Genomic DNA, 22,403 nt, shown 5'->3' on the forward strand with positions numbered 1-22,403 from the left:
ACCCCCGAGGACGCACTCGACACCGCCTGCCACCTCCACCTCACCGGTCTCGACACCTGACACGGGCAAGCGCACGCCAAGCCCGACGTCAACCCCCGAAGGATTTACGACGCAGACCACTTAGCGCCAACGGCTGTACGGATGGTCCCCGAGGCCGATTACCTGTTCGTCACATTCCGGCGGGTGGCCCCGGCGGCAGCGCGGGTCTTGGCGGCTCGATGCCGCCGGGGCCCGCTCCGGGCCGGCACCCGGCGGCCGGCGCAAAGCCAGTGACGTGCAGTCAGGGGGGCGCCCGTGGGCGCCCCCCTGACTGGCTAGTCCTCGTCGGCCTTGCGGAACGGCTCGCCGCAGCGGCCGCACATCAGAGCGCCCCCGTCCTCGTTGCCGTCCTCGCGGCCGAACTCCCACGTGGCCCGGCTGATCTGGATGCGGCGGGCGGCTTCGGGCTCGCCGTCCTTGCCCGGCTTGGTGCAGCCGCACACCACGAGAAAGCGCGTCGGCGGGCGCTTCGCCTTCTTCGGCTCATCGTCGCCGCCCTCGACCTGGCCGCCCTGGGCTTCGCCGTCGTCGTCCCCGTCGTCGCCCTCCTCGTCCTCGCCCCCGGTCGGCTTCGCGGTGCCCCCGAAAAGCGCGGTCACCCACGGGTCATGGACGTAGGGCAGGCTGGCCGTGTCCAGGGTCTGGATCACGGACTCGTACCGCGCGGCGGCCTCGTCGGTGATCTGGCAGTCAGACCACCCGATGACCGAGGCGGGCGACGCGGGGCCCTGCAACCCCAACTCCTCCGCGATCTTCACAAAGCGCTTGTTGTGGTACCGGTAGTCAGATGAGGTGTCCTTGATGCCCCGGACGTGGGCGAGTGCGTGCGCGGCCTCGTGCAACAGCGTTTGCATCGTGCGGCGGCCGCCGAGGCTGATGAGCTCACCGCCCGCGAAGAGTTCGTGGGTGCGGGTCCCTCCCGTCGTCCACCTGCGCTCGCCGAAGTGCCCCCACTTGAGGGATGCCCCGGTCCTCCCCGTGCCCGTGATCATCAGGACGGCGGGCACGTCGGGGTGCTGGGCCCGGATCGCGCTCCACGCGCCCTCAAGGGCGGTGATGATGCGGCTGCCGTGCTCCTGCTGGGCCTGAGCTGGTCCGGCCTGCGGGGGGATCGTCGCGGTGGTGGCGGTCGTGTTCATCGGTGCTTTCCTATCGTGCCGAGAGGTCGAGTGGGTGGGGATCGGGGGCGGCGAGCTGGTCGCCGCCCCCGGGCGGGTCAGCTCGCGCGGCGGTCGCGCTGCTGGGGGAGTCGGCGGATCGGCTCCGAGGCCTGCCGTTGGGCCGGGACCTTCGGGATGACGCGCTCGTTCTCCGGGTTGTTCATCTCGGTTCCTTTCGGGGGTGTTGGTGGGTTTCGCCAGGTGGACCGGGTGCCGTTCCCTTCCCTCCCTGACAAGAACTAGATTACAGCAACAGGCGATCACGCACAACTCTGCGGCGTGTCGTGTCGCCACAAAACAGCAGGTCAGAGGCTTGCCGTGATCGAGTTTCAGTTTTCTTTTCGCGTGTACAGGCGAAGTCGCGTTCGGGGGGGAACGGCCCCGGGCCACGGCTCATCGGCTGATGGCTTCCTCGGCCTTGCAGTCCTCGTAGAACGCCTGCGCGTCGGCCACCATCTCGGGAACGTCACAGCCGAACGCTTCGGCAGACTCCATCAGTGCGGCGAGCATCGCGGCCAGGCGCTCCGCTCCGGCGGCCGCCACCGCGCATAGAGCTGTCAGCTGGACGGGGTAGCTGCGGGCCCGCAGTTCCTCGGCGGCCTCGGTGATCTGGTCGGCGGCGATCTCTTGTTCGTCCGCCAGGTGGTAGAGGTCGGCGATCAGGTCACCGATCACAAGATTGGCGCTGAATGCGTCGTGCACCTCTCGATCCGCCGGGTCGTTCCGGGTCGCCTCGGCGTAGGCCGTGGCAGCAACGGTTCCTAGGTGCGCGAGCGCGCTGGTGCTCGGTACTGGGAAGAGTGGCGCGGGTGCCACCTCGTTGTAGGCGTCAAGGGCGATGGCGGCCCAACCTGCTCGCTCTGCACTGGTCACGTCGTCAGTCATGTTCTTTCCTTCCAGGGGGTGTTGGTGGTGACGCCGGGGGCGGGTGCCGTTCCCGCCCCCGGCGGAGTGGGGTTCTTAACCCTCGATACCTTCTTCCGCGCGAATCTGGCGGTAGATCGCGCCGGTGATCAGAGCGGCGAACTGCTCCTGTCCGGGAGTCATGCGAAGCATCGCGATGAACATCTGACCTGCTGTGGCGTGGAGCTCGGCCGCAGGATCTTCCTGGGCGATGCGACCGGCCATCATGTAGGCGGTGACGGCTGCGGCAAACACGTCCTCCGGGGTGCCGTCGAGCAGGTCGCCAACGTGCTGGCCGGTGGAGTCCGCAAGGGGCTTCAGGAAGCGGTCAAGCACGTGCGCGGTGGCACCCTCCATCTCCTCGTCGGTGTAGGCGGCCTCAGTCTGCGCGTCGTTGATGGTGTTCATTTCGGGTTTCCTTTCGGGGGGTGTTGGTGGTGTTCGCCGAGTGGGGCGGGTGCCGTTCCCTTCCCTCCCTGACAAGAACTAGATTACAGCAACAGGCGATCACGCACAACTCTGCGGCGTGTCGTGTCGCCACAAAACAGCAGGTCAGAGGCTTTCCGTGATCGAGTTTCAGTTTTCTTTTCGCGTGCACACGCGAAGTTGAGCCCGGCCGGACCGGTGCGGCCCGCCTCCTCGGCGGCGGCTTGGCCGTGCTCGTGGCCCTGGCCCCCACCGGGCCCGCACCCGCTCCTCGGCCACGACGATGCGGGTACGAGCGGAGCGAGAGTGCCGGGCCCGGCCACATCGCGGCAGCTGCTAGCTCCCCGCCCGCCACGGCCGGGCGGTGCGTTCGCCTCACGCTGCCGCATCCGTGACGGCGGGGGTACGGCGCCCGGCCCCGTACACGTCCGGCAGAGCGGCAACCTGGCCCCGGCCCGGCACCCCCCTCCCGCCGCCGGCTGTCCTTTCCACGCCGCGACGGGCCGCAGTCGGCAGCGGTGCCGGCCACGCATGCCATGTGACGGTTGCCGCCCCACCCACCCAGCCGCACGCCGCGAATCCGCGGGGCCACGGACGGCCCGGCGCCGGCTGCGCGAGACTGGGCGGATGAACGGACAGACGGGCAGTCAGAGCGAGTCACTCGCGCCGGTGACGGACGGGGACCGCGCGTTGGTCGCCTGGCTCCACATGGATGCTGAGCTGCGTCCCGCGCGGCCAGGCTGGGCGTACGGCTCTCTAGCCGGGCTGCTGCTCGGGGTGGGCCGGCTGTTCGCGCCGGCGCCGTGGCCGGGCGGCGGGCTTCCTCCCGGCGAGCCGGGCAGGTGCTTTATCGAATCGATCATGTGGGCCACCGGCTCCGGCGGCGAGCTCGTCTATGTGGAGGGGTGGGCCTGGGACGTGGCCTATCCGGTCGAACACGCGTGGTGCTCGGCGGCGGACGGGACGGTGCGTGACCTGACCTGGCCCCGTCCGGGGGCCTCCTACCTCGGCGTGCCGGTGGTACCCGAGGCTGCGTCTGCGCTCATGGGCCGGCACGGCGGGCCGCTGCTGCACGCCAACGGGATGCCGGGGCCGGCCGCCCTGGAATGGATGCGTGACGGCGTGCCGGCCGAACTCCTCGCCGATGTCGGCCGCCCGGTGCCGGCCGTCGTCTAGGACGTGCGTCGGGCCTCGTCGGCCTTGGCCATGAGACGCTCGGCGGTCCGGGTGCTCACGCCGTAGCGCTCGGCGAGCTGGGCGGCGGTCACGGGCTGGGCCTGGCCGGCTTCGGCCGCCTCGGCGATGGCGGCGACTTCCCGAATCCGCGGGTCCGTCCGGGCGATCCGCGGTGCCAGGTCCTTGGCGCCGGCGGTGCGGCCCTTGTATTGCGCCTCGCGGCCGGCGCGGGCCTCGGCGGCCGCGCGGGTCCACCAGCGGCGCCCGTGGCGCTCCGTGCCCCGGTCCATCAAGCCGTTGACGGCGTCGGCGCGGACGGTGGACGCGGTGACGCCGGCGATGGCGCCGGCCTCGCTATCGGTGAGCAGGTCGCCCGGGTGCGGGCCGGACGGAAGCGGCGGCAGCGGCTCGCCGGCTAGGTGGGCGTCGACCTGGGCGGCGTCGTAGATGAGCGGCCGTACCGATCCGGGCAGTGGCTGAACGGCTGCGGCGAATGCCTGATGGTGCCGGCGGCGCCACGTGGCGACGGAGACGCCGGCGCGGGCGGCTACCTCGTGGATATCGAGTGTGGGGCGGCCACGGGGAATCACTGCGGGGCTCCTGGGGTCGGCCCTCGGCGCTGGGGCCGGGAGCGGGGTTCGGGCTGTTGCGAGGCTACGGGGCGGGTGGGCCGGCGCCGTGGTGGACCTGGCGCACGCGCCGTGGGGGGCACGCGGCAGCGCGGCCGTGGCGGCTCGATGCCGCCTCGGCCGCTCCGCCCCGCGGCCCGGGTGCCGGCGCACGACGCGGCGGTCTACACTGGTGCCGCTTTCCATTCCGCCTTCGGGCGGGTGTTGGTGGGAGCAATCTGGCCGGTGGATGCCGTCACCTTCGGGTGTCCCACCGGCCTTTCCCATGTCGCGGCGTCGGCCCGGGGGCTCGGCCCCCGGGCCGCTGGTCCGGTCTAAAGCACGTCGTCGCGGATGACCACGATTCCGTCTTGCAACTTCCACTCGTCCACGTCCACGAAGTCGGACGGGGTGATCACGTGTTCACAGTCGGGGTTGGTGCAGGCCAGCAGGGCCGTGGGGCGCAACTGGGCATAGTTTCCGATCATGCAGTCTCCACAGCGGGGCTTGATCCACATGGCGATTCCCTTCGGAACGGTGTTGGTGGTCGCGGTCCGGGGTGCCGTTCCCCTTTCCGACATTCACTAGAATACAGCAATAGAGCGTCAGAGACAACCCGAGCGGCCGCCAAAGCCCCTGATCAGGGGCCTATTTGGCGTGCACACGCGAAACCGGCGGGCAGGGGCCGACTCGACAGTAAACCGCGCGGCTGGCGCTGTGCCGCCGAAACGGGAACGGCCCCGGGCTCGACGCCCGGGGCCGTGGTTGCGGCCGCCCTAGGGGGCGGTGCGGGCCGTACGCACGGCCTGGACGCGGGCGGCGTGGACCTCGTCCCAGAAATCCGTCTCGGCCTGGTCGGCCACCTCCTCGGCGGTGCCGTCGTACCGGTCGGCGGCGGCCGCGTACAGGTCGGCGACAGCTCCGGCCAGGGCGTCCCTGTGGCGCGGGTCGGTGTCCGGCCGGGGAGCGCGCGGGGCGCCACCGGACACGGTGAGGCCCTGCCCGCCGTTCGCGGCGTCGCTCCACTGGGCCGGGAGGTCCTGGGACCAGTGGATGCCGAACGCCCGGCACAAGACGCTCTCGGGGCTGTGCCATCCGTCGGCCAGGTGCAGGACATCGGTCACGGCGGCGGTGATGAGCTCCTGCCACATCGCGCAGGGCGCGGGGGTCCAGCGGTCGGCCTGCGGACGGTGAAGCTGCGCGATGCTCCACCCCCGGCGGGCGCGGACGGCGGGGGTGTCGTGCGGCTCGGCGTGGGCCAGGTGCTCGCGCACGATCTCGGCTCCGCGCTCGGCGCGCTCGTCGGGCGTGGGGGTGGTGGTCTCCATGTCGGTCCCTTCGGTGGGGTGTTGGTGGTGGTGCCGGGGGGCGGGTGCCGTTCCCGCCCCCCGGGGATCGTGGCGGGCGCTACAGCTCGTCGTCGTCCTGGTCGGTGGGGATGGTCAGGGTGAAGGCGCCGCAAATGTTGCCCTCGTCCTCGTCGCCCTGGTGCTCGCCGTGGGACGCGTAACAGCCCGTGCGAGTGCAGATGGAGGCGCGGGGGGCGGTGGGGCGCTCGCACTCGTCGGTGCCGCACACGGGGCACGGGGCCGCGTCGTCGGCGCCGAGGCATCCGGCGCCGTAGGTGCACCGGCCGTTGACCAGGGTCCCGTTACAGGCGGCGGCGGGGCACGCGGTCTGATCCCGTACCGTCTCGCCGTCGGCCTGGTAGAGCTCCCATCCGTCCTCGTGGACGTTCACGGCCGTGAGCTGGTGGCCGTGGACCGTGCCGTTCGCGACGGTGACAAACTCGCCCTGCATTGCGGTGAACGCCTCGCACGCGGCCATCTCGTCGGCGGCGTCGACCGTCACAAGTACATCCGCTGGTGCCAGGAATGTGAACTTCATTGATCGTCCTTCGGGGTGCTGGTGGTGGTGCCGGGGGGCGGGTACCGTTCCCGCCCCCCGGCGTCGGGGGCTAGCTGGTGAAGCGGGCGGCGCGGGCCGCCTTCACCTTGATGAACCGCTCCTCTTCCACCTCGTCGGACCATGCGCCGAACGCCATGTCAGTCATGTGGTCAATGCAGATATCGACCGTTTCGGCGTGCGCGAGCACGGCCGTGACCGCACCCGCGATGAGTCCCGGCTGTCCTTCCTCGCCGATCGCGCAGAGAAGCGGGACCACGTTGACCGTGGCACGCAGCTCCGACGCGGCAACCTGCATAAGCCCGACCGGGCTGACCAGACCGTCCGCGTGGTGAAACAGGTCGGTCAGCACCAGCGCGTGAGACTCCCACTCGTAGCCCGGCGGGACCTCCATGCCGTCGCAGTAGGCCTCAACCATCGCCCGGCCGATCTCCGCCCGCTCGCCGTGGGTGAGGGTCTCTCCGGCGGCGGCGGCCTGCTCGATGAAGACGGCGGCGAGCTGACTGCCGTTGTCGGCCCTCTCGGCGTTGCTGCTGGTCTCAAGGTTCATCATCTCGGTTCCTTTCGGGGGGTGTTGGCGGTTTTGCCAGGCGGGCCGGGTGCCGTTCCCTTCCCTCCCTGACAAGTATTAGATTACAGCAATAGGCGATCACGCACAACTCTGCGGCGTGTCGTGTCGCCACAAAACCGCAGGTCAGAGGCTTGCCGCGATCGAGTTTCAGGTTTCTTTTCGCGTGTACAAGCGAAGTTCGGGGATGCCGGGGCCCGGATCTCGGGTGTTGGGTCGCTGCGGCGCCGCGCGCCATGGTCCGGGCTGAGCGGGGGGTCCCTCCGGTCTGGGCGGCACTCACGGTGGGCCGTGCGGGCGTGCGGGGTGGTGGAGCTTGCGGAACCGCCCCGCGCGGTCGTGCGGCATGGTGCGGAGGGGCGTCCGGACCGGAGGGACCCCCCGCGACCCGTCCACCCCGATCCACCCACGGACCCGCAGTCACCAGCGGTGCCCCCGGCCCCTCTGGGACTGGTGGCCGGGTGTGGGCGGAGCCCGCGTATCGGTAGCGGATGCCGACTCCGGCCGGCACGAATCCGAGGGCGGCGGGGTCGCACGTTCGGGCGGTGTCGGTCATCTGGCCGTGCGCTCGGTTCGTCGGCCGGCGTTGGGTGGCCATGATGCGACTGAATCTGTCTGGGGCCGCGTTGGCGGCTGCGCTGGTGGTGCTGACCGGGTCGCCGGCCAGTGCGGCCGCCACGGTGCACTCGGCGTGCGAGCTGCGGGACGGCGCCCGGCTTTGCTACGGGGCGACGTTGAAGGAGGGCGGCCCGATCGTGGAACTGAGGATCAAGAAGATCCGGGGGGTGGACCACGCACGGGCGATCGGCTGGATTCCCCAGGGTGGACAGCTCTGGTTGGAGGTGCGCAAGAGCGGGGGTGCGCCGAAGCGGGTGAAGACGGTGACGGCGCCGAGGTACCCCACCAGCGGCGATCCCCTGATGACCACGGGAGCTGAGTGGGAGTACGACGGGCCCGGCGTGAAGATTCGGGCATGCGCGGCGGCGCCGGGCGGGGGCATGTTGACCTGCACCAAGGCCAACTGAACACGGGCGCCCGCCACGGTGGTCCGTGGCGGGCGCCCGGCGTTGCGGATCGGCTCCGGGTCAGTCCGCGGTGGGGTGCGTGCCCGCTGGCGCCGACGATCCGGGTCTGAGGCACGCCGCTGGTGGTGCCCACTAAGACGGAAGCGGCCAGGGCCGCACGCGCCGGCGGGGTTACGCGTCACGGACCGGACAGAATGAAGATCACTTCCACCCGGCCGGCTGGCTGCCCGGCCTCGGGAGCGTGAACCCGGTACAGGAGCGTGATGCGGTCGCCGGTGTCCTTCGTCGGGGTGGTATTGATCCGGCGGAGCTCCGCGCCGGCGATCGGTTCGGTGGAGCTCGCGGGGTCTCGCGGGTCGACGGCGAGCGTATCGAGTGCGTCGTGGACGGCGCGGCGGCCGCCGGCGCTGAGGTGGGCCACCTCGTCGTAAAGCCGCGGTGGTACCTCGACGGTCCAGAGGGTCACTCGGCGGCGCCCCGGCTCTCCAGGTGGGCGTAGAGCTCCTCCACCGGCGCCGCTTCCGACGTGCCGGCGAGCGATGCCGCGATGGCGGCCAGGACCTCGGGACGGGTCCGCAGGGCGATCAGCCGACGCGCGTCGGAGATGACGGCAGCCTGCTCCGTGAACCTTGCGGCGTCCAGTCGGGCGTTGAACGCCACCAGCTCGGCGGGGTCCACCACGGCGAGCTCGGCGCGGAGCGCGGCGAGCGTCTGCGGGCCTTCCCACTCCTCGACCCGGTACGGGTCCGCGTACGCCCTCGGGGGCGTCTCGTGCGGCAGGGCGCTCATCCTGATGACCTCCGTGTGTCGACCTTCCCACCGTACGCCCCGGCCTGCCCTCCACGGGAGGGGATGACGGCCCCGCACCACGGCCCCCGCCCCGACGGCCAGCCGTCTTGCGGTAGCGGCCCTCCTCAGCCCGGGGCGCCGGGACGGTCCGCGCAACGACGCGCGACAGGGTGGCGCGGACGGGGCGCCGGGTCCCACCCGTCGGCCACAGGACTGCGGACATGGAACCGCCCCGGACCGGGGGAGGGGTGAGGTCCGGGGCGGCTGGCAGAGTGGCGGCGGCGCCGTGGGGGTGCGGAATACCGCTGGCCACTCACCCGGGCCTCCCTTCGAGGGTAGGGGGCCCGGGGGTCGGGGGGTTAGAGGGTGACGGAGGCCGCCATACAGATGCCTGCCGCCAGACGAATCCGGCTCCATCCGGTAGCAAGACGCCTCACCACCTCGTTCGTGCCTGGATCGGCCTGCACCACGTGGGTCTGCACGCCGCACAGGGCGAGCACGCTTACCGTGGCGTCCCGCTCGATCAATGCGGCCGTGACGATGAGGCGGTGGCAGTTGAACGCCTCTTGCGTGTGCGCAGTCAGGTGGTGCGCGAGCTCCCCGAGCCGTTCGGCAACGGCCGGGTACACGCCCCACACTCCGTAGGCCACTCCCGCGTTGAAGCCGGCTCGCTCCGCCGACTGCTCGTCGTACCCGGGGTATCCCCAGGTCGCGCGCATGCCCCGGGCGTCGGCGCGGGCCGCCGCGCGCTCGGCGAGCGAGAGGCCTGCGGGAACGTGATAGAGACGGGGCCGGCTGGCCGTGTTGACGGGTAACGCCTTCGTGTCGCTCATCAGAACCCTTCCTCGCTGTTGCGGTGGTCATCGTTCGCGGTACGCCGCAGAGACGCGCTGAGGTCTGCCGGGTCGGCCAGGCTCGTCAGCAGACCCGGCGGGTTCATCCAGTGACCGACTCGGGGCTCTCGCCCTCCGCCGGGCTGCGACATGACCAGCCAGAATCCGTCACCGATCGGGGTCGTGCCCGGCTCCTGCCAGGTCTCGGCCGTCCCGGTGGGCACGAAGACGTAGGTACGGCCCGACGACAGGTCGGCAAGCACGGGCCGGTGCTTCCACGCGAGCGGGCCCATGTCCGCCATGACGGCCAACAGGCGGCCGTACGGCATGGCTACCGCGTCCCACTCCCGTCCAGCGGGTACCAGCGCCACGCCCAAGGCCCCGTCCCACTCCTCCCACACCGCGTCAGGTGTGTGGTGGGCGCTGGCAATCCAGTGGGCGCCTACGTTCGCGGCGTCGCGCCGCCGTGCGAGCTCTCCGGTCATCTCAGGACCCCCAGTTGGCCGGGCATGATCCGCAGACCTTGACGGCCCAACCGAGGCGGCCGGCGCCCTCGGATGCGGTGTACGCGTAACCTCCGGGCCGTAGCCCGCTCCTGGAACCGCAGCGGGCGCATTCCTCAGCGCGTAAGCGGGAGGTCTGCGCGTGGGTGGCCCGTAGCGGGTCCAGCACTCCACTGCGGATGTCTGCTCGTGATGACGGTGTACCTGCTGGCATCGGCTCGATCCCTGTCGTCTGGGCTCGGTGGGGGACCACACGACCGGTCGAATGATCACTTAAAGCGCACACCCCGGCACCGCGTGTAGCCATGGAATACACTGCCATTGAAATTCAATGAGCGGTACCCGAACGACTGAATTTCCCCCCGACCGGGTGAGGTTCGATGAGGGGATTACGAGGTGTCGACTCCCGCGTACGCTCTCCCCGTTGACGGCTCCGCCGCGCTACGTAGCGGCGGGCACAGACAAGGGGGCGATGTGACCGAACGAGGGACTACGGGCGCGGCCGGCCGCATGCTGATCGCTCGCGGCCTCCAAGCTCTCCTCGCGCGGTCGGACCGCAAACAGAACGAGGTGGCCAAGCTCGCGGGGGTGAGCGTCGGCACCGTCAACCGCTACATGGGATGGCAGGACCGGGCGAGACTCCGCGTGCCGACCATGAGGGCCATCGCGGAGGCCTGCGGGGCGACGGCGAGCGAGCGGGATGCCCTGGTCCGGCTCGTCACCGATCAGGAATCCGGCTGGTGGATGGACCATCCAGCGGTGCCCGAAATCCTCGACCCCCTGGTCTCTTTTGAGGCTTACGCGGAGTACGAAAACGTGTGGGCGAACGCACTCGTTCCGGGGCTCCTCCAGACCCGCAGCTACGCCCTGGCCCTCCATCACGCCAGTAACGTGCGCCTCGACTCCGAGGCGATCACAAGCCGGGTGGACGCGCGCATGAAGCGGCAAGCCGCGGTCTTGGACCGAACGCCGGCCCTGCACCTCTGGGTGATCCTCGATCAGGCAGTTTTCCGCCGATCCGTGGGAGATCCCGCGGTGATGGTGGAGCAGATCGACCACCTGTGCACGATGGCCGACCGGCCGAACGTAGACATCCAGGTTCTGCCGGCCTCGATCGGCGCCCACGCGGCCGGCTCCGGCGGGCACTTCGTGGTGCTCGGCCGAACCGACGAAAGCGACCCCATGGCGTCCATGTCCGTGGTGTACCTCGAACTGCATCGGAAGGGCATTTACCTCGATGCCCCCACCGACGTAGCCGATTACAAGATGATGTTTGACTACCTCATTCGCGATGCGGCGGACTCCGCACACAGCATCACCCTGATGCAACAGGCACGACAGGAGCACACCCGATGACCCCCCAGAGCCCCCCTACCGCCGCTGAGCTCGCGGCCGCCCCGTGGAGGACCAGCAGCTACAGCGCGGCCAACAACGAGTGCGTGGAGGTCGCTCCCGTCGGAGTGTGGGTGGGCCTTCGGGACTCGAAGCGACCCCACGGCGACGTGGTGGCCGTGCCGGCGGAAGCCTTCGCCGCAGTGGTCGACGCACTTCGGAACGGGACGCTTTGAATCACTGAACACTGACGCGAGGAAGGGCCGCACCCTAAAACCGGGGTGCGGCCCTTCCTCTTTTTAGCGTGCACACGCCAGGGACAGCCGCCTACTTCCGTCCGCCCCGCTGCTTCTTGAGCGGCTGACTCCTCGGCCTGCCGCCGGCCTTGCCCGCCTCCGCCTGTGCCGACTTCACCCCGGCCTCGGCCGCCTCGACCCGGGCCTGTGCCGACTCCTCGACCTCGGCGAGCCGGCCGCGCAGGGCCTCCGCCTCCGCCTGTGCCGACTTCACCCCGGCCCCGGCACGCTGCTGGGCCTGGTGGGCCTGGTGGGCCTCGGCGAGTTCGCGGTGTACCTCGGCGAGCTGGCCGCGCAGTTCGCCGGCCGTGGCCTGTGCTTCCTCGACGCTGTGCTGTGCCTGCTCGGCAAGCTGCACCGCGACGGCACGGCCCCCCTCAGCCTGCCCGCGTGCCAACACCGCTGCTTCCACCCGGGCCTCGGCACGCTGCTGGGCCTGGTGGGCCTCGGCGAGTTCGCGGTGTACCTCGGCGAGCTGGCCGCGCAGTTCGCCGGCCGTGGCCTGTGCTTCCACGACGGTGTGCTGTGCCTGCTCGGCAAGCTGCACCGCGACGGCACGGCCCCCCTCAGCCTGCCCGCGTGCCAGTGCCTCGGCCTGGTGTACGGCCTGCTCGGCGGCGAGCTGCTGCCGCAGTGCCTCGAACTCCTCGCGGGCTTTGCCGGCGGCCTCGCGGGCGTGGTTGGCTTCGCGCTGGGCTGCTTCGGCTGCGGCCTCGGCACGCTGGGCCTCGGCCCGAGCGTCGGCGGCGTCCCGGTGCGCCTGCTCTGCTTCCTGGCGTGCCGCGTGGATGGCGGTGCTGGCCTCCACGGCCAGGCGCACCCGGCCGCTGGCGGCGTCCAACCGCTGGCCCAACTCGGCCGTACGCGGGGCGGGCACGCGGGCGAGTGCGCGCGGGGCCGATCCGCGGGTGCCGTGTGCCGTCGATTCGGTGTCGGTCCTCTTGCTCATGAGTCCCCCTGTGGTCCGGGTCGGCAAACGTGTGCCGCTGGTATGCCGGGGGCGCGGCTGGTCGGCCGCGCCCCCTGTGTTTGGCTGCATCACGCCTCGACCAACTCGCGGTCCTCGGCCTCGGCTCCGCTCCCGTCGGCCGGGTCCCGCAGGGCTCCGATGTATCGGTTTGCCGATCCCCGGTCCAGCTTCATGCCGGCCTTTGCGAGCACCGCCAACAGGTCTTCAACGATCGCGTTCGTGGTCCTGCTGCCGTCGTCCGTGATGGTGTGGGCGTACAGCGCTTCGATGGCGGCCCGCTTCGTCGGGTAGGACTTCAGGTCCCGCAGGGGGGCACGCTCCGGCTGCTGCGGCTCTTCCTCGTTGGCGTCCTGCGGCACTCGTGCCGTGATGATGCCGGGTGTGCCGCCGTGTGCCGCTGCTGCGGTAGCGGGGTCGCCGGTGGGCTCCTCGTCGCCGTCGATGCAGTCGGCTTCCGCCTCGTCGGCGGGGGCAATGTCGAGCGGGGGCACGACTTCGGCACGCGGCGCGGGCAGCGGTGTGACGCCGTGTGCCGCCGTGGTTGTGCTGGGTGTGCCGATGCTTGTCAGTAGGGCCGCCTCGGCCTCGGCGGCCAGGTCCTCGATGTGCCCGGCGTGCTTCTCCAGGTCCTCCAGACCCCGCGCGCGCTGTCGGGCCACGCTCGGCTGAGCCCACGGCGATTCGTCTTCGCCGACGTGCAGGGCCGTCGCGAACTGGCGGTGAGCCACGCGCTGGCGGTAGAGGTCGCGCTTTGCGTCGTCCGTGCTGACGCCGGCGCGGTCCTGCCAGATGCCCATGCGGCGGGCGATTCGCCTTCCCCTCCACTTCGTCTTGGCGCCGCCGAGGCGCTCGTAGCGGTCGGCCAGGTCGACCGCCTTGGACATGGCGCGGTCCTGGGCGATCTCCTGTGCCGAGAGGGCACGGTGAGCCAGCCCCATGCGGGCCATGAGGCGCTCGCGCAGTTCGCGGATGATCTGGGCCATCGCGGTCTGCGACTCGTCGCCGGTGCGGTGCCGCAGCTCCAGCCCGAGGGCGGAGTGAGCGGCCAGCGCACTGCCGAACGACCCGACGATGATCCGTACGAGGGTGCCGGGCCCGAAGCCTCCGCCCTCGGCCCACGCGGGGACGGCCGACAGGGCGGCGAAGATCCACACGGCGCTGCCGTACCACCCGGGGCTGTGGTCGCCCTCGGGCCGGGCCATGCGCTCGCGGGCGCCCAGCACACACATGGCGATCAGGCTTTCGAAGGCGGCGCAAGCCAAGATGCGCTCGGGCATGCTCGTCATGCCCAATCCCTTGTGCACGTCGCCGGTGAACCTGAAACCGGTGTTCAAGCTGACCGACGTGCAGATCGTGAATGCCAGGATTGCGGCGAGGGTGCCGGCGCTCAGCTTGCGGCGCTCGGCGTCTCGGCTCTTAGATCTCCAGACCCTCAGGCCTACGGCTCCGGCCGCCAGGGCCAAGGCCAGGGCGCCGAGGGCGGTCACGATGGGGTGGGCGCTGGTCCACTCGGTGAGCGGGCGGAGGGTCATCGCGTGGACTCCGTCCGCGAGCTTCCGGCCAGGCTGGCCGGTGTGGTCATCGGCTGGCGCCGACGGGCCTTAACGTGGTGGTGGTGCATGGGGACTTTGCTCCTCATTCCTGTTGGCCCTGGGGACGCGCTTCCTGGTAGTCGGGCGTCCTCAGGGCTTTCTCTCGCCCTCGTTCTCGCTCGCGCGCTTCCTAGAGAGCGAGCTAGCTAGCGTGCGTCCTAGCTCGCCCTCTAGCTCTCTTCCTTGCGAGCTTTCAATTCCTTGATCTCGGCCGCGTACGCCGTCCTCAGGGCGTGTTCGACCGTCTCGCGCTTGCTCCACCCGCGCATGTCTCCTACGTAGGCCACCAGCTCGTCCACGTCCGGGTCAACGCGGGTGTTGAGCTGCACCGTCGCAGCCGGCCCCCTCCGCCTCCGCGGAGCGGCCACCGGCGCCGGGGGTCCGATGTCCTGGCCCCGGGGCACCGCAGGGTCCGGAGTCTCGGGGGCCGACCTCGGTCGAGCGGCGGGGCGTTCACGTTCGGTCATCAGAGAATCCTGTTCAGCAACAGTTCGCGGTACGCCGCGAACACCTTGTCTCCGCCTGCACTGCCGCCGTACTGGGAGTAGAACTCTCCGGCAGCGCGGCACTCCTTCACGATCACTCGCTGTTCCACGTACGGGGTCAGCAGCATGCCGGGGGAAGTCCGCTTGAACTCCTCCTCGGCCCGCCTGGCGTCCCGGGTCCAGATGGCGCCGGTGTACGCGGCGCCGAGGATGATCCCGACCTCGTGGGGGGACTTGGGCAAGCCGGCTTCCTCGCAGTAGCCGTGAAACTTGCTTACCGTCAGTTTGGCGCCGTCCACGCCGTCCAACCCGTCTTCGTCCGGCTTCGCGGCATAGACGATCTTCGTGCACGCCGTTAGCCCGTTCTGCGTCAGGACTCCGCCCTGCCGGTTCGGGAAGTCAACGGTTACGAACCCGGCCTGCGTCCCGATCAGGCTCCGCCTTAGCCTCCGCTCGGCGTGGTCGTCCGGCGTCTTCTCCTGTGCAGACAGCCGGCGTGAGCTCGGGATGATCCGCAAGTTCGCTGGCCACCCCTTCGACGTGTCGAGAGGAACGGCGATTTCGTCCGCCCACCCCTCAACGTCATCGGCGGCCAGAATGGCGCTCATGTCTAGCGGCCGCCCCTGGTCGTCAGTCTTGGCGATGGCACCGGTCCACTTTGTTGCTGCGGCCCGGGGGTCAAGGTCGCCAAGGATCACGTCCTCGTCGGGGAATTCCAGCGCGTACGCGACGGCCAGGGATACCGCGGTGGCCGTCTTGGTGACGCCCCCGGTCTCCGAGTAGCTGCCGACAACTTGAGGTCCAGTCATGGGCCGCATGCTAGCTCCAAAGCTCGCGCTCTCGCTTCCTAACGCGCCCTCTAGCGTGCTAGCTAGCAAGCAAGAAAGCAAGTACAGTCCTGAGGCAAGAGAGGGGGCCGGGCTGGCACCCGACCCCCTCAACGTTCGGCCCTCGGGCGGCTTCTGCCTGATCCGCTTCGGGGCCTCGATCCTGTATGGAGGATCTGCCGTGACAGTAGTACGTGACTCGCGTGGTGTGACTCGTGGCGCCGGTGTGGCCGGCTGGGCGCTCCTCCCGCCGGCGGAGCCTGAGGGTGGCTGGCCGCTGCGGCCGAACGAGCCGGCGCCTGCCTGCTCGGTGCCGGTCCAGCCCGTCCCGGTCCAGCCTGAGCCGGTGAAGGTGTCGCCTGAGGGGGCGGACGACCTGGTGGCTCTCGCGGCCGCGCTGAACGGGCCGGGCCGGACGGTCTACGTCGACCGCCGGGAACAGTACGCCTGGCTGGCGAGCTCCTAGCCGGCCCGGCACCTAACCGAAGTGCCCCGCCGACCTTCGGGCCGGCGGGGCACTTCTCGTTGCTGCGGCTTCGCGTGTACACGTGAACTCGTCAGGTGTAGGTTCCGATTTGACTTGTCGTCTGGCGCTCCGCTGACCTGCGGCTTTGGTTGGCTGTCCAGGCGACTTGTCGGCGGATTCGTCCAGCGAACTTGTCGGATTCTTCAGCCGAGACGGCCCGTTCGGGCGCTGAGACAGATCTCTCGGCCAGCCGACCTGCGGGTTTGCCCCAGCGGGTGACAAGCCGACGACAAAATGGCCGGACAGCGACAAGTTGAACCGGAACCTACATCAGGCGCCTGGGCGGGTCGCCCCCACGTAGTCGCCCTTCGGCATGGCCTCGTCCATGGGCTGGATCGTGACCGTCTTCCCTGTCCGGGGGGCGTGCAGGACTTGCCCGTCACCGAAATACAGGCCCACGTGGTAGATGCCGGCGGGTCCGGACTTGGACCAGAACACAAGGTCGCCGGGCTTGAGCTCGCCCCTGGCGACGGGCCGGCTCGCGGTCGCCGCGTACTGGTCGGCTGCGGTCCTGGGCAGCTTCACGCTCGGCCACCAGGCGAATTGGGCCAGGCTCGAACAGTCGAATCCCTTGGTGACCGAGGCGGAGCAACGGCCGTCCAAGTAGCCGTTGCGGCCGTCGCAGAACCCGAGGCCTGGGCCGCCGGGTGTGCCGCCTCCCCACGCGTAGGGGATACCCAACTGGCTGTATGCGTGCCGTATCGCGTCGGGGCCGCTGCCGGTACCGAGGCCTGCGACGCCGGGGCCGCCGAGGGCCGTCGCCCACTTCTTCGCGTTGGCGGTGATCTCGCGTACGTAGTTGTAGGTCTGGCCTTCCGCGAACCTCTCGGGGGGCACACCCTTGTAGTACTGCACCCACCCCCAGCCGGCGTTATATCCGGCGAGCGCGAGGCTGACCGGATCGCCGGAGTACCCCGAGGCTTCGGCGTCCTTGACCATCTTGCACATGTACTTGCCCTGAGCCATGATCGCGTCTTCCGGGTCGTACGCTCCGCGCGCGGTCCCGTCTCCGTCCGCGTCCTCCGCGTATGACGGCCAGGTCGTGTCAATGAACTGCGCGATCCCCTTTGCGGTTCCGTACTGGGTCGGGGGACCCTCGGCGTTCGGGTTGAAATGGGACTCCGTCCAGCCTTGGGCCGCCAGAATGGCGGGCGTCAGCTTTCCGGGGCACTGCGCTGCGGACTTCCCGTACCACGGCGCGTACTGCCTCCCCGCGGCCGGCATGACGGCCAGGTTCAGCCCTCCGACCAGACCGCCGGAACTGCGTCCCGACGCGTCGACCGCCGAGGCACCCGCGAGGATGAGACCGAACAGGGCGACGGGCACCGTGCCGCCCACCACCATCGCAACCTTGACCAGCGCTTTCACTCTGTCCCCCCGCCCTTGCCTGGCTGGGACCTGATGCGTCGTTGACGGTCCGCGCGGCCTACCGCCCACGCTCTCGTCCACACCGCCTTAGTCACCCCGTAGGCGTGCGCCCACCGTGCCTTGTCCTTCACCCCGTACACCCCGTTCTCCACCCGGCTGACCATCTGCGTGGACACCCCCGCCCGACCGGCCACGTCCCGCTGTGTGGCTCCGGCCTGCTGCCGTAGCTGTTTGAGCGTCAACTCGGGCGCGGGGGGCGCCAATTCCTCCAGCGGCAGGCGCAGCGCCCCCGCCAAGGCCCTCGTGACCCTGGCGGACGGCTTGCTTCTCCCCTTCTCCGCTCGACGGACGGTTTCCGGGGAGACGTGCGCCAGGAGCGCGAGCTCCTCGCAACTCAGCCCGGCCATCTGTCGTTGCGTCAGCAACACATCAGCACGGAAGGACGCCATGCCGCTGGATGGAGTCATTCGACCCTCGATTTATATAAGTACCTGTTGACAGTAGGTCATGGTAGCGTCACGCTGAGATCAACGACAGTACGGGGGTGAGAAGATGCGCGTTAAACGCGCAACAACGGCCGAACGGCCTAGCACTACCCGGTACTTCGGCGTCGTGGGCGCTCACGGTGGAGCGGGAACATCAACGATCACTCGTTGGTTGGACCCCGACGGTGACGGCGGCACTTTCGAACTCAGGAAGGGTTCACACCTGCCACCGCATTACACCCCGCTCGTGGTCTGCCGGTCCACCGCTTTCGGGCTCGCCTCGGCGGTCCAGCTCATCGGCGCGTGGCACCCGGACGTGCCCCGGCCGTACCTGGTCGTCGTGCGGGATGCCCCGCTGCGGCTGCCCCGGGCGGCGAGCTACCGCACGAAGACCCTGCGGCCCCGCGTCCTCGGAATCGTCGAAGTGCCCTACCTCGTGAGGCTGCGGGAGGCGGACACCCCCGCCGACGGCCTCACCCACCGACCCGTCCAAAAGGCTGCCGGCGCCCTGCGTCGACAGCTCGGACTCACCGACTAGGAGAGAGTGCACATGCACCTGTTGAGCACGCTGAACGACGTAGTGGCCATGGCCCCACTGGCCGACGACCCCAAGTCCTGGAACCAGAGTCCGGCCAGTCCCCCCGGCATGGACACGATCATGCCCAAGTGGGTCGGGTGGGCGAAATACTTCGCCATCGGCGCCGGAATCCTGGGCATCATCGCGTGCGGCATCATGATGATGGTGGGCCGCCGCAACCGCTCCCACCTGGCCGCCGAGGGCGCCAACGGCCTGCTGTGGGTGCTCGGCGGCCTGTCCGTCGTCACCCTCGCCGCTGGCGTCGTCCCCTCGATCGTGACCTGAGGCGGCGGCCGTGACCCTCAACCTGCAACAGCAGGCACAACGGCGGATGCGCCGGGCGCTCTTCTTCCTCGTCGGCCTGGTCCTGGTGCTCGTCGGCGCCCTCGTCGCTATCGCCTTCACCGGCGGCGACTCGACCAAGGCCGCCTCGGACTCCAAGGCCACCGAATCCGCGGGACCGAGTCCCACCCCGACCGTACGGCCGGACGATGGCGGCTACGTCGCCCCTGCCGAGACGGTCAAGCTGCCGGACGGCGCGACCAAGGCCGCCGGCAACCTTCCGGTGCAGTTCCCGCACACCCCCGAGGGCGCGGCCGCCATGGCCGTGGCCTCCGTCCGTAACGCCTGGAACATGGACCCGGCGCAGGTCCGGGCCGGCATCCTCGCCTACTCGTCCGCCCAATACCGCGACCAGATGGCCACCGCCGCAGAGGACGGCGCCAAGGGAAACCGGCAGTACGCCGGCATCCCGGACACCGGCCCCCTGCCGGCCGGGGCAACGCTCGTCGCGTGGCCCATCGGCGTGAAGTACTCGGCCGTCAACAGCGACACCGTGGACGTGCTGGTACTCCTCCGCGTCACCCACGCGGCCAAGACCGGCGCCGAACCGACCACCACCATCGTGGTCAGCCCCGGCCGGGCCGTCTGGGAGGGCGGCGACTGGAAGGGCGTTCCGACCAACCCCGGTCAGCCGCTGCCCGAGCCGGTGGACATCGGCACCGCGTACTTCAACGAAGACCGGTGGAAAGCCATCCAGGAAGGGGACCGGCTGTGACGCCCCGCCTGCTGCTCGCGCGCCTGGCGGCCACCGTGGCCGCCCTCGCCCTCATCTTCGGTCTCGCCGCGCCGGCCGCCCTCGCACAGCCGGCGGCCGCCGCTCCGGCCGCCGCACAGAAACTCCCCACCGTTGACTGGTGGAACATCGGAAAGTGCGCCACCTGGTTCATTCCCAACGCCCCCAAGTCCCCGGACGGCCCTGCTGCGTGCATCAAAACCGCCATCAAGGGCGGCAAGGCTGTCAACGATGCCACGGGCAAGGTAATGAGCGCGGCAGCACAGAAGGTCGCTGATTCCGTTCTCGGCGACGCGGCCAAAAGCATGGCCGAATTCGTCGGTGAATTCATGCGCATCGGCCTCGGCTGGTGGCTCATGACACCCTCGGTACAGGTAAAAGATTCGGGGGTACTCGGCGATACAGCATCATCCGACCCAACGAAGAAACTCAGTCTGCACGGGCTGATGATGGGCATCGGCGCGGGTATCGCCACACTGCTCGTGATGATTCAGGGAATCAAAACGATCATCCAGCGCAAGGGCACTCCCCTCGCCCACCTGGTCCAAGGCCTCATGGTCAACATGCTGGTGAGTGCGGCAGGTATCGCGATCATCGACGCCTTGCTGATCGCATCTGACGAGCTCACCAAAATGATTCTCTATGTCGGGTTCGGCGGCGACGACGTACCCGACCGCATGGCCGTCATGCTCCTGCCGGCCCTTGTCAACCCGATCGGCCTCCTGGCCGTCGCCCTGATCGTCTTCCTGGTCGGTGGGGTGCAAATCGTGATGCTCTTCCTCCGGCAAGCGGCGATCCCGATTCAGGCGCTCATCCTGCCGATCGCGGGCGCCGGACAGCTCGGCGGCGAGAGCACCCGGCAGTGGCTTCCCCGCACGTTCACCGCAATCATGGTGATCATCATTTACAAGCCGATCGCGGCCCTGATCATCTCCGTGGGCTTCGTGGAAATGGCCTACGGAAACGGGATCATCGACTTCATCCGAGGCATCGTCACCCTCGGCCTTTCCGTGGTCGCCCTCAAATCCCTTTTCGCGCTCTTCGCCCCCATCGGCGCATCAATCGGTGGCGCGGTGAGCTCGGGCGGCGGATTCGCGGGAGCGCTGAGCATGGCGGGCAACGCCATGGCCTCGCAGATGGGCGGCGCGGGCGGCGGCGGGGGCGGCGACGCTCCCACGTCGGCGTCTCAGCACGCGGCCGACATGGACCGCAGCGGCCCGGCCAGCGGGGGCGGTGGCGGGGGCGACGACGGCGACTCCGGGTCCAGCGCCGTACGCCAGGCGAACATTCCCCAGCAGGGCGGCAGTCCGGAAGCCGCGACCGAGGCGGCCACCACGGCGGCCGAGACGGCATCGACCGGCGCGAGCACGGCGGCCACAACCGCCACGGCGGCGGCTCCGCCGGTGGCCATCGCCATGGTCGCGGCCGAGGCAGGACAAGCAGCGATCAAAAAGGCCGGCGGCACCGTCGGCGGAACGGAGTAGGCCATGAGCACAGAAACCCAACCCCTGTATGGAGGGTGGCGGCGATCGAAAAGCATGGGCATCGCCGCCCTGAACTCGACTCAGACGGTGGTCGTCGTCGGTTCGATGCTCACACCGATCATGGTCCTGATCCTCGGCGGCCCGCTGAGTACCCTGGCGGTCACCGTGCCGGTCGCCCTGGCGGTCATCCTCCTGACGGTGTGGCAGCGGCACGGCATGCCGCTGATGTCGTACGCGATCGGCCGGGCCCGCTGGACCCTCGCCAACATGCGCGGGGAGACCTCCTACCGGTCCGTTTTCCTGCCCTCGCCGGAAGCGCTCGCCCTGCCGGGCATGGTCGCCCCCACCAAGCTGATCCGCGCCGAGGCAGCGGACGGCAGGGGCTCCACCGGCTTGGTCTGGAACCAGCGGACCGGCACCATGACGGCGGCCTTGTTGTTGAACCCCGCCGGCTCCCTGCTTGCCTCCGGCGCCACGGTCCGCTCTCAGGTGACCGCCTGGGGCGACACCCTCGCGCGGCTCGCCGATGAAGACGGCGTGCAGATGGCGGCCGTCACGCTACAGATCACGCCGTCCAGCGGCGCCGCGCTCTCCGATCACGTTCGGGGCCGCCTCGACCCGGCGGCACCGGCCCTCGCCCGCCAGGCGATCCGCGAGCTTGTGGAGGGTGCCCCCCGGGCCAGCGCACAGATGGCGGCCTGGCTCAGTCTCGTGATCGACCCGGCCGCCTCGCCGGAGAAGCCCACGGGGCCGGCCGAATCCGCGGCGGTCACCCTGGGTGCGCTGGACGCGGTGGACCTGTCCGGGGCGGGCGTGGATGTCCTGCGGCGTGCCACGGACCTGGACATCAAGCGGATCGTGAGGGGTGCATTCGTACCGTCCGACATGGACGCCCCGGCCGAACAGATCGATGAACTCGTGTGGCACGAGGTGGGACCGGTCGCCGCCGAGGACGAGTGGACGCACTACCAGCACGATGGCCACTACAGCACCTCGTGGGTGCTCCGTGAAGCACCCCGCAAGATGGTCGCGTACGACACGCTGTTGAAGCTGCTGGCGCCGGGGAAGTTCACCCGGCGCGTCACTCTCATCTACCGCGTGCTGCCCACCCATGAGGCGCAAGCGGTCGTTGAGCTGGAGGTCAACGCCAACGACGCACGCCGCCAGTACCGCGAGCGCACCAAGCGCACGTCGACACGGCGTGAGCGCGTCGACGCCGTAAACGCGGAACGCACGGCTGAGGAAGAGGCGATGGGCGCGGGGATGGTCCAGTGGTCCATCTACGTGACCACCACCGTGGACAGTCTGGCCGACCTGCCTGCCGCCCGGCGAGAGATCGAAAAGGCTGCCCGCAGCTCCGGCGGCCTGCGGTTCCGTCCCGCGTTCGGCGGCCAGAGCGCGGCCCTGGTCGTGGGCCTGCCGGTCGGCATCAACCCTCTGCTTTGAGAAAG

General features: G+C 70.0%; 27 protein-coding genes. 9 read left to right on the forward strand and 18 right to left on the reverse strand.

Annotation, left to right across the window (positions count from 1 at the left end; all coding sequences use genetic code 11):
• Positions 1-314: 314 nt before the first annotated feature.
• The 3 genes from OTB19_RS33560 to OTB19_RS33570 all read right to left on the reverse strand — a co-directional run bounded on the left by OTB19_RS33560 (position 315) and on the right by OTB19_RS33570 (position 2,510).
• Entirely contained in the window at positions 315-1,178 is an 864-nt protein-coding gene (locus tag OTB19_RS33560; RefSeq protein WP_267802484.1) for a hypothetical protein, read from the reverse strand.
• Positions 1,179-1,592: 414 nt separating this feature from the next.
• Positions 1,593-2,084 (reverse strand): hypothetical protein, encoded by a 492-nt coding sequence (locus OTB19_RS33565; protein WP_267802485.1) that lies wholly within the window; start codon positions 2,082-2,084, stop codon positions 1,593-1,595.
• Positions 2,085-2,159: 75 nt separating this feature from the next.
• The gene (locus OTB19_RS33570; protein ID WP_267802487.1) at positions 2,160-2,510 is read right to left on the reverse strand and encodes a hypothetical protein; all 351 of its coding nucleotides are present in this window, start codon (positions 2,508-2,510) and stop codon (positions 2,160-2,162) included.
• Between the two features lie 645 nt (positions 2,511-3,155).
• Here OTB19_RS33570 and OTB19_RS33575 point away from each other — a divergent pair.
• The gene (locus tag OTB19_RS33575; protein WP_267802489.1) at positions 3,156-3,704 is read left to right on the forward strand and encodes a hypothetical protein; all 549 of its coding nucleotides are present in this window, start codon (positions 3,156-3,158) and stop codon (positions 3,702-3,704) included.
• On the opposite strand, the gene OTB19_RS33580 is transcribed toward OTB19_RS33575, so the two are convergent.
• The 5 genes from OTB19_RS33580 to OTB19_RS33600 form a co-directional block, all read right to left on the reverse strand.
• Positions 3,701-4,294, reverse strand: a complete 594-nt coding sequence (locus tag OTB19_RS33580) for a DNA-binding protein (protein ID WP_267802490.1) — start codon at positions 4,292-4,294, stop codon at positions 3,701-3,703. The genes OTB19_RS33575 and OTB19_RS33580 overlap by 4 nt on opposite strands.
• A 353-nt stretch (positions 4,295-4,647) precedes the next feature.
• The gene (locus tag OTB19_RS33585; protein WP_267802491.1) at positions 4,648-4,800 is read right to left on the reverse strand and encodes a hypothetical protein; all 153 of its coding nucleotides are present in this window, start codon (positions 4,798-4,800) and stop codon (positions 4,648-4,650) included.
• Positions 4,801-5,088: 288 nt separating this feature from the next.
• A complete protein-coding gene (locus tag OTB19_RS33590) occupies positions 5,089-5,640 on the reverse strand; it encodes a hypothetical protein (protein WP_267802493.1) in 552 nt (183 codons plus the stop codon).
• Between the two features lie 79 nt (positions 5,641-5,719).
• Entirely contained in the window at positions 5,720-6,199 is a 480-nt protein-coding gene (locus OTB19_RS33595) for a hypothetical protein (RefSeq protein ID WP_267802495.1), read from the reverse strand.
• Between the two features lie 70 nt (positions 6,200-6,269).
• Entirely contained in the window at positions 6,270-6,767 is a 498-nt protein-coding gene (locus OTB19_RS33600) for a hypothetical protein (protein WP_267802496.1), read from the reverse strand.
• Between the two features lie 617 nt (positions 6,768-7,384).
• On the opposite strand from OTB19_RS33600, the gene OTB19_RS33605 reads away from it, so the two are divergent.
• Positions 7,385-7,810, forward strand: coding sequence for a hypothetical protein (locus OTB19_RS33605; protein WP_267802497.1), 426 nt, complete (start codon positions 7,385-7,387; stop codon positions 7,808-7,810).
• 178 nt (positions 7,811-7,988) lie between these two features.
• Here OTB19_RS33605 and OTB19_RS33610 read toward each other — a convergent pair whose 3' ends face one another.
• The 4 genes from OTB19_RS33610 to OTB19_RS33625 form a co-directional block, all read right to left on the reverse strand.
• Positions 7,989-8,276, reverse strand: a complete 288-nt coding sequence (locus tag OTB19_RS33610; protein WP_267802498.1) for a hypothetical protein — start codon at positions 8,274-8,276, stop codon at positions 7,989-7,991.
• Positions 8,273-8,599 carry a hypothetical protein gene (locus OTB19_RS33615; RefSeq protein ID WP_267802499.1) on the reverse strand — a complete coding sequence of 109 codons (327 nt, stop codon included), beginning with the start codon at positions 8,597-8,599 and terminating at the stop codon, positions 8,273-8,275. The genes OTB19_RS33610 and OTB19_RS33615 overlap by 4 nt, the downstream gene beginning before the upstream one ends.
• 359 nt (positions 8,600-8,958) lie before the next feature.
• The gene (locus OTB19_RS33620) at positions 8,959-9,432 is read right to left on the reverse strand and encodes a hypothetical protein (protein WP_267802500.1); all 474 of its coding nucleotides are present in this window, start codon (positions 9,430-9,432) and stop codon (positions 8,959-8,961) included.
• Positions 9,432-9,917, reverse strand: a complete 486-nt coding sequence (locus OTB19_RS33625) for a hypothetical protein (RefSeq protein WP_267802501.1) — start codon at positions 9,915-9,917, stop codon at positions 9,432-9,434. The genes OTB19_RS33620 and OTB19_RS33625 overlap by 1 nt, the downstream gene beginning before the upstream one ends.
• Before the next feature lie 528 nt (positions 9,918-10,445).
• On the opposite strand from OTB19_RS33625, the gene OTB19_RS33630 reads away from it, so the two are divergent.
• Together OTB19_RS33630 and OTB19_RS33635 are read left to right on the forward strand one after the other, a co-directional pair.
• Positions 10,446-11,291: a helix-turn-helix domain-containing protein gene (locus OTB19_RS33630; protein ID WP_267802502.1), complete on the forward strand. Its 846-nt coding sequence runs from the start codon at positions 10,446-10,448 to the stop codon at positions 11,289-11,291.
• Complete coding sequence (locus OTB19_RS33635; RefSeq protein WP_267802503.1) at positions 11,288-11,503, forward strand: DUF397 domain-containing protein; 216 nt, start codon at positions 11,288-11,290, stop codon at positions 11,501-11,503. Before OTB19_RS33630 ends, OTB19_RS33635 begins: the two co-directional genes overlap by 4 nt.
• Positions 11,504-11,594: 91 nt before the next feature.
• Here OTB19_RS33635 and OTB19_RS33640 read toward each other — a convergent pair whose 3' ends face one another.
• From OTB19_RS33640 to OTB19_RS33665, 6 genes are all read right to left on the reverse strand, one after another.
• Entirely contained in the window at positions 11,595-12,512 is a 918-nt protein-coding gene (locus OTB19_RS33640) for a hypothetical protein (protein WP_267802504.1), read from the reverse strand.
• 89 nt (positions 12,513-12,601) lie between these two features.
• The gene (locus OTB19_RS33645; protein WP_267802505.1) at positions 12,602-14,065 is read right to left on the reverse strand and encodes a hypothetical protein; all 1,464 of its coding nucleotides are present in this window, start codon (positions 14,063-14,065) and stop codon (positions 12,602-12,604) included.
• Between the two features lie 230 nt (positions 14,066-14,295).
• Positions 14,296-14,454 (reverse strand): hypothetical protein, encoded by a 159-nt coding sequence (locus OTB19_RS33650; protein WP_267802506.1) that lies wholly within the window; start codon positions 14,452-14,454, stop codon positions 14,296-14,298.
• Between the two features lie 137 nt (positions 14,455-14,591).
• Positions 14,592-15,419, reverse strand: a complete 828-nt coding sequence (locus tag OTB19_RS33655; protein WP_267802507.1) for a ParA family protein — start codon at positions 15,417-15,419, stop codon at positions 14,592-14,594.
• Positions 15,420-16,233: 814 nt separating this feature from the next.
• Complete coding sequence (locus OTB19_RS33660; RefSeq protein ID WP_267802508.1) at positions 16,234-17,331, reverse strand: NlpC/P60 family protein; 1,098 nt, start codon at positions 17,329-17,331, stop codon at positions 16,234-16,236.
• Positions 17,328-17,798 (reverse strand): helix-turn-helix transcriptional regulator, encoded by a 471-nt coding sequence (locus OTB19_RS33665; RefSeq protein WP_267802509.1) that lies wholly within the window; start codon positions 17,796-17,798, stop codon positions 17,328-17,330. The genes OTB19_RS33660 and OTB19_RS33665 overlap by 4 nt, the downstream gene beginning before the upstream one ends.
• A 265-nt stretch (positions 17,799-18,063) precedes the next feature.
• Between OTB19_RS33665 and OTB19_RS33670 the strand changes: the two genes are divergently transcribed.
• From OTB19_RS33670 to OTB19_RS33690, 5 genes are read left to right on the forward strand one after another with little or no spacing between them, the layout of a single operon-like run.
• A complete protein-coding gene (locus OTB19_RS33670) occupies positions 18,064-18,354 on the forward strand; it encodes a hypothetical protein (protein WP_267802510.1) in 291 nt (96 codons plus the stop codon).
• Positions 18,355-18,366: 12 nt separating this feature from the next.
• Positions 18,367-18,678 carry a hypothetical protein gene (locus OTB19_RS33675; protein WP_267802511.1) on the forward strand — a complete coding sequence of 104 codons (312 nt, stop codon included), beginning with the start codon at positions 18,367-18,369 and terminating at the stop codon, positions 18,676-18,678.
• 10 nt (positions 18,679-18,688) lie between these two features.
• The gene (locus OTB19_RS33680; protein ID WP_267802512.1) at positions 18,689-19,450 is read left to right on the forward strand and encodes a hypothetical protein; all 762 of its coding nucleotides are present in this window, start codon (positions 18,689-18,691) and stop codon (positions 19,448-19,450) included.
• Entirely contained in the window at positions 19,447-20,952 is a 1,506-nt protein-coding gene (locus OTB19_RS33685; protein ID WP_267802513.1) for a hypothetical protein, read from the forward strand. The genes OTB19_RS33680 and OTB19_RS33685 overlap by 4 nt, the downstream gene beginning before the upstream one ends.
• 3 nt (positions 20,953-20,955) lie before the next feature.
• Positions 20,956-22,398, forward strand: coding sequence for an SCO6880 family protein (locus tag OTB19_RS33690; RefSeq protein WP_267802515.1), 1,443 nt, complete (start codon positions 20,956-20,958; stop codon positions 22,396-22,398).
• The last annotated feature ends 5 nt before the right edge of the window (positions 22,399-22,403 follow it).

The sequence above is a fragment of the Streptomyces sp. H27-H5 genome, from assembly GCF_026627505.1.
In the GTDB taxonomy this organism is placed as follows: Bacteria; Actinomycetota; Actinomycetes; order Streptomycetales; family Streptomycetaceae; genus Streptomyces.

Coding starts and splice junctions, on each gene's coding strand:
- OTB19_RS33655 (WP_267802507.1), bottom strand. CDS start 15,419: ATGACTGGACCTCAAGTTGTCGGCAGCTACTCGGAGACCGGGGGCGTC.
- OTB19_RS33665 (WP_267802509.1), bottom strand. CDS start 17,798: ATGACTCCATCCAGCGGCATGGCGTCCTTCCGTGCTGATGTGTTGCTG.
- OTB19_RS33595 (WP_267802495.1), bottom strand. CDS start 6,199: ATGAAGTTCACATTCCTGGCACCAGCGGATGTACTTGTGACGGTCGAC.
- OTB19_RS33615 (WP_267802499.1), bottom strand. CDS start 8,599: ATGAGCGCCCTGCCGCACGAGACGCCCCCGAGGGCGTACGCGGACCCG.
- OTB19_RS33625 (WP_267802501.1), bottom strand. CDS start 9,917: ATGACCGGAGAGCTCGCACGGCGGCGCGACGCCGCGAACGTAGGCGCC.
- OTB19_RS33565 (WP_267802485.1), bottom strand. CDS start 2,084: ATGACTGACGACGTGACCAGTGCAGAGCGAGCAGGTTGGGCCGCCATC.
- OTB19_RS33635 (WP_267802503.1), top strand. CDS start 11,288: ATGACCCCCCAGAGCCCCCCTACCGCCGCTGAGCTCGCGGCCGCCCCG.
- OTB19_RS33605 (WP_267802497.1), top strand. CDS start 7,385: ATGCGACTGAATCTGTCTGGGGCCGCGTTGGCGGCTGCGCTGGTGGTG.
- OTB19_RS33570 (WP_267802487.1), bottom strand. CDS start 2,510: ATGAACACCATCAACGACGCGCAGACTGAGGCCGCCTACACCGACGAG.
- OTB19_RS33630 (WP_267802502.1), top strand. CDS start 10,446: ATGCTGATCGCTCGCGGCCTCCAAGCTCTCCTCGCGCGGTCGGACCGC.
- OTB19_RS33640 (WP_267802504.1), bottom strand. CDS start 12,512: ATGAGCAAGAGGACCGACACCGAATCGACGGCACACGGCACCCGCGGA.
- OTB19_RS33560 (WP_267802484.1), bottom strand. CDS start 1,178: ATGAACACGACCGCCACCACCGCGACGATCCCCCCGCAGGCCGGACCA.
- OTB19_RS33585 (WP_267802491.1), bottom strand. CDS start 4,800: ATGATCGGAAACTATGCCCAGTTGCGCCCCACGGCCCTGCTGGCCTGC.
- OTB19_RS33690 (WP_267802515.1), top strand. CDS start 20,956: ATGAGCACAGAAACCCAACCCCTGTATGGAGGGTGGCGGCGATCGAAA.
- OTB19_RS33675 (WP_267802511.1), top strand. CDS start 18,367: ATGCACCTGTTGAGCACGCTGAACGACGTAGTGGCCATGGCCCCACTG.
- OTB19_RS33590 (WP_267802493.1), bottom strand. CDS start 5,640: ATGGAGACCACCACCCCCACGCCCGACGAGCGCGCCGAGCGCGGAGCC.
- OTB19_RS33645 (WP_267802505.1), bottom strand. CDS start 14,065: ATGACCCTCCGCCCGCTCACCGAGTGGACCAGCGCCCACCCCATCGTG.
- OTB19_RS33575 (WP_267802489.1), top strand. CDS start 3,156: ATGAACGGACAGACGGGCAGTCAGAGCGAGTCACTCGCGCCGGTGACG.
- OTB19_RS33620 (WP_267802500.1), bottom strand. CDS start 9,432: ATGAGCGACACGAAGGCGTTACCCGTCAACACGGCCAGCCGGCCCCGT.
- OTB19_RS33600 (WP_267802496.1), bottom strand. CDS start 6,767: ATGAACCTTGAGACCAGCAGCAACGCCGAGAGGGCCGACAACGGCAGT.